Here is a 7,497-nt window from a genome sequence, read left to right on the forward strand (position 1 = left end):
GAGCGAAGCGTGATCATCGAACAGGGGAGAGGCATGGCACAGTCGGAGAGTCCGGGGCGGACCGTCATCCTGACCGTGGACGACGACCCAGGGGTGTCCCGGGCCGTCGCCCGCGACCTGAGACGCCGCTACGGCGGCACACACCGGATCGTAAGGGCGGAGTCAGGGGAGAGCGCCCTGGACACCCTCCGGGAGCTCAAGCTCCGCGGCGACCAGGTGGCGGTGATCCTCGCCGACTACCGCATGCCGCAGATGAACGGCATCGAGTTCCTCGAACAGGCCATGGACATCCACCCCGGCGCGCGGCGGGTCCTGCTGACCGCGTACGCGGACACGCACGCGGCGATCGACGCGATCAACCTGGTCGATCTCGACCACTATCTGCTCAAGCCGTGGGACCCGCCCGAGGAGAAGCTCTACCCGGTTCTAGACGACCTGCTGGCCGCCTGGCGGGCGACCGACCACCGCCCCGTGGCCACCACAAAGGTCGTGGGGCACCGCTGGTCGGCGCGGTCGTCCCAGGTGCGGGAGTTCCTGGCCCGCAACCATGTCCCCTACCGCTGGTACTCGGCCGACGAACCGGAGGGCCAGCGTCTGCTGGCCGCCGCGGGGCACGATGCCGAACGGCTCCCACTGGTGATCACCCCCGACGGCACGCCGCTGCTGGAGCCCGACGACCGTGAACTCGCGACGCGCGTGGGCCTCGCGACGACGCCGGCTGACGACTTCTACGACCTGGTCGTGGTCGGCGGGGGTCCGGCGGGGCTCGCGGCGGCCGTGTACGGCGCCTCCGAGGGCCTGCGGACGGTGCTTGTGGAACGGTCGGCCACCGGCGGACAGGCCGGGCAGAGCTCACGGATCGAGAACTACCTCGGCTTCCCGGACGGTGTCTCCGGCGCCCAGCTCACCGATCGGGCACGCCGCCAGGCCACGAAGTTCGGCGCCGAGATCCTGACCACCCGCGAGGTAACGAGACTGGAGGCCGAAGGGGCGTCCCGCACCGTGCACTTCTCGGACGGCTCCGCGATCGCAGCACACAGCGTCCTGCTGGCGACGGGCGTCTCCTACCGCCAACTCGACGCGCCAGGCCTGGCCGAGCTGACCGGGCGTGGAGTCTTCTACGGTTCGGCGCTCACCGAGACCTCCGCGAGCTCCGGCCACGACGTGTACATGGTCGGCGGCGCCAACTCCGCGGGCCAGGCCGCGATGCACCTGTCCAAGACCGCCAAGTCGGTCACCCTGCTGGTGCGCGGGGCGACCCTGGCCGCGTCGATGTCGTACTACCTGATCCAGCAGATCGAGCAGACGCCCAACATCACCGTGCGCACCGGCACGGTCGTCGAGGGTGCGCACGGCACGGACCACCTGGAACAGCTGACACTGCGTGACACCGTGACCGGGCACACCGAACTTGTCGACACCCAATGGCTGTTCGTGTTCATCGGTGCCGCCCCGCACACCGACTGGCTGGAGGGAACCGTGGCGAGGGACGAACGCGGATTCATCCTGGTCGGCCCCGACCTCACCGTCGACGGACAGCCTCCGAGGGACTGGGAACCGACCCGGCCGCCGTACCACCTGGAGACCAACGTCCCGGGAGTGTTCGTAGCGGGCGACGTGCGGGCCGAGTCCGCCAAGCGCGTCGCCTCCGCCGCAGGCGAGGGAGCCATGGCCGTGATGCTCGTCCACCGCTATCTGGAGCAGTCATGAGCAAACAGCCGATGCCCTGCGAGGTGGAGGAGCTGAGTACGCTCTTCCTCTTCGAGAACCTGACCGAGGAGCAGCTGGCGCGGCTGTGCCGTGAGGGCCGAGTGGAGAGGTTCGAGTCCGGCCCCGTGTACCAGGAAGGCGATCCAGCCACCTGCTTCTTCGTCCTCCTCGAAGGCACGCTCGTGCTGACGCGCCGGGTCGGCGAGGACGACGTGGAGATCAACCGCACCTCGCACCGCGGGACCTACGCGGGTGCCCTGCAGGCATATGTGCGCGGCTTCGAGGACCAGGGCTACCGCAGCTCCCTGAGGGTGACGGAGCCTTCGCGGTTCTTCGTCTTGCCTGCCGAGACTTTCGCCTCGATCATGCGGGACTGGTTTCCGATGGCCGTACATCTGCTGGAGGGGCTGTTCTTCGGAACCCAGACCACTCAGCAGACCATCAACCAGCGCGAGCGGCTGCTGGCACTCGGCTCGTTGTCCGCCGGGCTGACCCACGAGCTCAACAACCCGGCCGCCGCGGCCGTGCGGGCCACGTCGGCACTGCGCGAACGGATGGCCGGACTACGGCACAAGCTCGCGGCGATCGCTGTCGGCCCGTATGCGCGTCACACCCTCGCACTCGTCTACCTCCAGGAGCTCACCGCCGAACGGGTGTCGAAGACCACACCCCTCAGCCCGCTCGAGGCAGCCGACAGGGAAGACGCGCTCGCCGACTGGCTCGATGACCACGGCATCGCCGGTGGCTGGGACCTCGCGGCGACGTTCGTGCAGGCCGGACTCGACACCGACTGGCTTGACGAGGTGGCGGCGACCGTGGACGAGCAGAGCCTGGACGGCACGATCCGGTGGCTCGAGTACACCGTGGAGACCGAGCTGCTGCTGAACGAGATCGAGGATTCCACCAACCGGATCTCGCACCTGGTGGGCGCGGCGAAGCAGTACTCTCACCTTGACCGCGCACCGTTCGAGGTCACCGACGTGCACGACCTGCTCGACAGCACGCTCGTGATGCTCGCCGGGAAGATCGGTTCCGGAATCCAGGTGGTCAAGGAGTACGACAGGACACTGCCCAAGATCCCTGCGTACCCAGGGGAGTTGAACCAGGTCTGGACGAATCTGATCGACAACGCCGTCGCCGCAATGAGCGGTGCGGGACGGCTGACGGTACGTACCTCGCTCGACGGAGACCATCTGCTCGTGGAGTTCGGTGACACCGGGCCCGGCATCGACCCCGAGATCCGCGGCCGCATCTTCGATCCGTTCTTCACCACCAAGCCGGTGGGGGAGGGAACCGGGCTCGGGCTCGACATCTCCTGGCGGATCGTCGTGAACAAGCACCACGGGAGCCTTCAGGTGGAGTCCGTCCCCGGCGACACACGCTTCCAGGTACGGCTTCCCCTCAGGGTTTCACCTGGACGCAACTAAATGTGTATGCACATACGCCATAATGGAAGGCATGCCACAGCCGACCATTGTTATCGACGGCATCGAGCCGCTTGATCTGCCGGGTACCCGGCAGTCGATCGCCCCGCTGCACGCGCTGCTGCGCGAATGTATACTCGACGGTCGGCTGGCGCCGGGCACCGTGCTGTCGCAGGTGGCACTGGGCCGGCAGCTGGGAGTGAGCCGTACGCCAGTGCGCGAAGCCCTCCGCATGCTCCAGGAAGAGGGTTTCGTCGAGGCCGAACCCAATCAGCGGATGCGCGTGACTGGTATCGACCCGGCCGAACTCGACGGCGACTACGCGACGCGCATCATGCTGGAAACCCTGGCCATGACCATGACGATGGACGGCTTCGGAGCACCGGCGAGACGCGAGGCCAAGGCGCAGTTGACGGCGATGCGCCGGACCTCTCGAGCGCGGGACATCGAGGGCTGGTTCGTGGCGCACGGCGAGTACCACCGCCTCCTCACCGCTGGCGCCGGTGAGGCCCTGCAACGTCAACTGCGGGCTCTCTCCGACCGCAGCGTTCGCTACATCCGCATCACTCAGCGCTTCGATCCGAAGAGCTGGTCCGAGCCCGGCAACGTCGAACACCCCGCGATCCTGGACGCGGTCGTCGCGGGCGACCGTGACGCCGCGGTGTCCTGCCTCGCCCACCACCTGGAGCGGACGGCGCTGAAGGTGCTGCGGGACCACGCCCCCGATTACGTTCCGACGGCCGTGCCCAGGGCGATGAGTCTGCTCAATGCGGGCCCGTCGCCTTGGGAGTCATGAATCGGCGAGCACCCGCGGTGCTCTCATGCCCGCGCCGAAGGATCCTCCTCGGGGAGTAGAGGGGTCCTTCGGCACGGGTGCCCAAGCACGGGAGCGGTTACTGGGCGGCGGGAGCCGTCCAGTTCCGGAGCGCCCAGGCTTCCAGGGTGGTCAAATCGGGGTGCTGAGCCCGCAGGGCGGGAAGATCGGCGCTGTAACCCACCTTGTTGAACCAGTCGAACATGACGCCGGTCTCCTCGTTGAACTGCCGCACCTGCTCGATGGGCAGTTCCTGGAAGGTGGTGGGCAGGCCCGACACCTTTTCGAAGACCTGGGCCATCTGCGGTCCGGTCAATTCGTCGGTGGCGAGCTCCAGCTGACGGCCGAAGTACTCGGCAGGGCTCTCGAAGGCGTCCGCGGCGAACAGACCGATGTCCTCCGGGGCGAACATCTGCAGGCTGGTCTCGGGCTTCAGCCCCAGCGCGAGGACCAGTCCGTCCCCGGCGCGCTGGGGACCGACGAAGGCGAAGTTGTTAATAAAGAACGCCGGGCGCAGCACGGTCGCCGGCAGTCCCAGTTCGGCGATGTGCATCTCGATCCGGGCTTTGCTCTCGAAGTGCGGGATGCCGCTGTTGCGGTCGGCACCGCCCACCGAGCCGTAGACGAAGTGCTGTACGTTCGCCCGCGCCGCGGCGTCGGCGACGGCGCGGCCCTGCCGTTCCTCGCCTTTGACGCCTTCCGGCCCCATGAATGTCTGCACGCTGTAGACGCCGTACACACCGCTCAGGGCGGCGTCGAGCGACTGCGGATCGTCGAGGTCGCCCGCCACTGCCTCGGCGCCCGCCTTGGTGAGGGCCTGAGCCTTCGCCGAATTCGGGTCACGGGTGAGCGCGCGGACGGGCCAGCCCCGGCGCAGCAGCTCGCGTGCGACGGCGCCGCCCTGGTTGCCTGTCGCGCCCAGAACAAGGACGGTTCCCTTGTTGATGTCGGTGGGCATGGCGTACGTCCTCTCGGTCGTTCTTTGGTCAGCCAAGTGAAAGTAACATGCGAGCCTGTGATCTGCAGGGGCGGCCGGGCAATTGATCGGACAACTAAAACCGGGCCGACTCGGCGTGTCTGTGGTCGGTCAGAGGCTTAGCATTCGTAGTCGCTGGGGGTGGAGGCGACGCGGTTCAGTAGATCTCGCAGGGTTGCGCGTTCCTGATCGGACAAGTCGGCGAACAACTCGTTCTCGACCTTCGTCAGCGCGGTCTCCAGGGCGCTGAGGGTGATCGAACCCTCGGGTGTGATCTCCACGATGTGGCGCCGTCGGTCTGCGGGGTCGCGCCGACGGTGGAGGAGGTCTCCGCCTTCGAGGTCGTTGAGGATGGCCACCAGCACGCTGGGGTCGACGTCCAACTTGTCGACCAGGGACTGCTGGCTCATTGGGCCCGCGCCCAGGTGTATCAGCGTCATGGCGTGCCGAGGGGTGAGGCCGGTGGTGCCCAGCGCTCGGCGGATCCAGGCGTCGGTGATTCTGCCGTGCCAGGCAAGCAGCAATCCGAGACGGCCCATGGGTCCTTCAGTCCTGTCCGCTGTCATGTGTCAACGGTAACAGTTGCTCTACCGTGGATCTGAGGTAATCATTGAACCTCATCCACTATTTACTTCCTTTTACTATCTGGAGCCGTAGATGTTCGCCGCATACGTAGTCGCCGCCATCCTGGTCGCGATGATGCTGGTCCTCTCGGGGCGCGGCATGATCGTCAAGGACGAGCGAGTGATGGCCTCCCTCAATACCGTCCGGGTGTCGGACTCCTGGCGCCTGCCGCTGGCCGCGGTGAAGTTCGCGGGTGCGCTCGGCCTTCTGGCCGGGATCGCCTATCGGCCCCTAGGTGTCGCTGCCGCCGTCGGTGTCCTGCTCTTCTTCCTCGGGGCGATCGGCGCACACCTGCGCGTCAAGGACGGAAAGGGGGCCGCCTTCCCGATGATCCTGGCCGTCGTGTCGGCCGCGCCGGTCCTCTTCGGCCTTGGGTCGGCCTGAAGGCGCGTACTCAGGTAACCGCTCGAAACAGATCGAGGTGTGACATGGCCGTAAAGACGCCACCCGAGCGGGGGGATGAGATTTATGGGGCAGTCCTCGACCTGCTGCGCGAAGTCGGGTACGACTCGCTCACTCTGGCCGCAGTCGAGGCCAGAGTGCGGGTCGGCGGAGACACCTTGCGTCGTCGGTGGGGGAACAGGGCGCGGCTGGTGGCCGCCGCAGTGCATCGCTATGAGTGCGACCTGGTGACATCGGTCGATACCGGTTCCTTGCGGGGTGACCTGCACGAGATCGCTCGGATCGTCGGCGAGAGCGGGTATCGCGGGGGAGTGGTACCGGTGGAGGCGCTGAAGCAAGCCATGGCGAGCCATCCCGAGCTGGCTGCCGCCGTGCATGAACGGGAGATCGAGCCCGAGATGCTGCGCCGCGTGATCGAGCGGGCCGTCCGTCGAGGCGAGGTATCGCCGGACAACCCCGCTCTCGACTTCGGACCGGAGCTCATCATCGGAGCCGCGTACGGCCGGTTGGCGGTCGAGGACATGGAGGCCGACGCTGCCTACCTCGTCCGGGCCATGGATGCGTCCGTCCTGCCTGCGTTGCTGCGGCGCTGAACCGCAGCCCGCCGTGCTGTACTTGACGCCACGCCGGTGGGCGAGTCGGCGAAGGTGGGCCTGGGCTGCCTCCGCTGCACGCCTCACCAGACGCGGCCGAAGGCGACCGGAGCATCCTGGGTCATGTAGCGGATCGCGCCGTCGCTTCTACCGTCCAGCCCGTCCGCGACATGCCGTGGCGCTGTGGTGAGGAAGGTGCCCAGCGCGCGGCGTCCCGGATCCGTCGTCGCCCTTCCTGCTGGTCGTTCAGGTGTCCTGCGACGTGGCGCGGGCGAGGCTCTCCTCGATCAGGCCCAGGACTTCGATGGCCTCGGCCTGCTGAGCGGCAGTCATGCCTTCGGCGACGCTGGTTTCGAGGTCCATCCAGATCTGTTCCACCTCGGTGCGCAGGGCGTTGCTGGCCGCAGTGGGTTCAACGATGGTGACCCGTTTGTCGGTGGTGGAGGGGCGGCGGCGGACGAAGCCCGCGTTCTCCAGGCGTCGGATGGTCCGGGTCATGGTGGCGGCGTCGGAACCGAGTAGGCGGACGAGATCGGTCTGCCGCTGGGGGCCTCGATCCCACAGCTGCATCATGACCAGCTCCTGGCTGGGATGAAGGCCGACGCGGCGAAGTAGTTGGCCGGCCAGCATGCGGTGCAGGCGGGCCACACGGAGGATCGCATGATTGATGGTGCCGGCCGCGACGGATTCTGGCATGGGCACGCTCGCCGGTCCCGTAGTGCCGGCTGTGATCGGCCGACGGGTGTTCGTGGTCTCCGGCTGGCTCATGGGTTCCTCGCGTGGCCTGTGTAGTTGCTTGAACAGGTAAATGGTACAGCGCCACGGATTGTCTGATACAGCCTGTCTGCCCGCCGCCGATCCGGACTCTTCGCTCCCGGTGATGTGGATCACGTGTGGGGTGGGATGGGATTATGGGGTTTACTTGTTCGGACAGTAAATGGCTCTGGTGCAGCA

8 protein-coding genes are annotated in these 7,497 nt (G+C 67.2%); 5 read left to right on the top strand and 3 right to left on the bottom strand.

Translation table 11 applies throughout. The annotated features are described in order from the left end of the window. Positions 1 to 33: 33 nt before the first annotated feature. From KVT44_RS52980 to KVT44_RS52990, 3 genes are read left to right on the top strand one after another with little or no spacing between them, the layout of a single operon-like run. Positions 34 to 1,710 carry an FAD-dependent oxidoreductase gene (locus KVT44_RS52980; protein ID WP_217576052.1) on the top strand — a complete coding sequence of 559 codons (1,677 nt, stop codon included), beginning with the start codon at positions 34 to 36 and terminating at the stop codon, positions 1,708 to 1,710. Then, positions 1,707 to 3,137, top strand: coding sequence for an ATP-binding protein (locus KVT44_RS52985; RefSeq protein ID WP_217576054.1), 1,431 nt, complete (start codon positions 1,707 to 1,709; stop codon positions 3,135 to 3,137). The genes KVT44_RS52980 and KVT44_RS52985 overlap by 4 nt, the downstream gene beginning before the upstream one ends. A 31-nt stretch (positions 3,138 to 3,168) precedes the next feature. Then, positions 3,169 to 3,930: a GntR family transcriptional regulator gene (locus tag KVT44_RS52990; RefSeq protein WP_217576056.1), complete on the top strand. Its 762-nt coding sequence runs from the start codon at positions 3,169 to 3,171 to the stop codon at positions 3,928 to 3,930. Between the two features lie 97 nt (positions 3,931 to 4,027). Here the strand turns inward: KVT44_RS52990 and KVT44_RS52995 are convergent, their stop codons facing one another. Both KVT44_RS52995 and KVT44_RS53000 read right to left on the bottom strand, forming a co-directional pair. Beyond that, a complete protein-coding gene (locus KVT44_RS52995; protein ID WP_217576058.1) occupies positions 4,028 to 4,906 on the bottom strand; it encodes an NmrA/HSCARG family protein in 879 nt (292 codons plus the stop codon). Between the two features lie 137 nt (positions 4,907 to 5,043). Further along, positions 5,044 to 5,490: a MarR family winged helix-turn-helix transcriptional regulator gene (locus tag KVT44_RS53000; protein ID WP_217576060.1), complete on the bottom strand. Its 447-nt coding sequence runs from the start codon at positions 5,488 to 5,490 to the stop codon at positions 5,044 to 5,046. A 91-nt stretch (positions 5,491 to 5,581) separates the two neighbouring features. Between KVT44_RS53000 and KVT44_RS53005 the strand changes: the two genes are divergently transcribed. Both KVT44_RS53005 and KVT44_RS53010 read left to right on the top strand, forming a co-directional pair. After that, positions 5,582 to 5,932 (top strand): DoxX family protein, encoded by a 351-nt coding sequence (locus tag KVT44_RS53005; RefSeq protein ID WP_217576062.1) that lies wholly within the window; start codon positions 5,582 to 5,584, stop codon positions 5,930 to 5,932. A gap of 44 nt (positions 5,933 to 5,976) precedes the next feature. Further along, complete coding sequence (locus KVT44_RS53010) at positions 5,977 to 6,543, top strand: TetR-like C-terminal domain-containing protein (protein ID WP_217576064.1); 567 nt, start codon at positions 5,977 to 5,979, stop codon at positions 6,541 to 6,543. 246 nt (positions 6,544 to 6,789) lie between these two features. On the opposite strand, the gene KVT44_RS53015 is transcribed toward KVT44_RS53010, so the two are convergent. Continuing rightward, positions 6,790 to 7,311, bottom strand: coding sequence for a MarR family winged helix-turn-helix transcriptional regulator (locus tag KVT44_RS53015; RefSeq protein ID WP_217576066.1), 522 nt, complete (start codon positions 7,309 to 7,311; stop codon positions 6,790 to 6,792). Positions 7,312 to 7,497 lie beyond the last annotated feature (186 nt).

This window comes from Streptomyces sp. GbtcB7 (assembly GCF_019091445.1).
GTDB classification, from domain to species: domain Bacteria; phylum Actinomycetota; class Actinomycetes; order Streptomycetales; family Streptomycetaceae; genus Streptomyces; species Streptomyces mirabilis.

Excerpts from the sequence above, each read along its gene's own strand:
- KVT44_RS52995 (WP_217576058.1), bottom strand. The coding sequence starts at position 4,906 with ATGCCCACCGACATCAACAAGGGAACCGTCCTTGTTCTGGGCGCGACA.
- KVT44_RS53005 (WP_217576062.1), top strand. The coding sequence starts at position 5,582 with ATGTTCGCCGCATACGTAGTCGCCGCCATCCTGGTCGCGATGATGCTG.
- KVT44_RS52980 (WP_217576052.1), top strand. The coding sequence starts at position 34 with ATGGCACAGTCGGAGAGTCCGGGGCGGACCGTCATCCTGACCGTGGAC.
- KVT44_RS52990 (WP_217576056.1), top strand. The coding sequence starts at position 3,169 with ATGCCACAGCCGACCATTGTTATCGACGGCATCGAGCCGCTTGATCTG.
- KVT44_RS53010 (WP_217576064.1), top strand. The coding sequence starts at position 5,977 with ATGGCCGTAAAGACGCCACCCGAGCGGGGGGATGAGATTTATGGGGCA.
- KVT44_RS53000 (WP_217576060.1), bottom strand. The coding sequence starts at position 5,490 with ATGACAGCGGACAGGACTGAAGGACCCATGGGCCGTCTCGGATTGCTG.
- KVT44_RS53015 (WP_217576066.1), bottom strand. The coding sequence starts at position 7,311 with ATGAGCCAGCCGGAGACCACGAACACCCGTCGGCCGATCACAGCCGGC.
- KVT44_RS52985 (WP_217576054.1), top strand. The coding sequence starts at position 1,707 with ATGAGCAAACAGCCGATGCCCTGCGAGGTGGAGGAGCTGAGTACGCTC.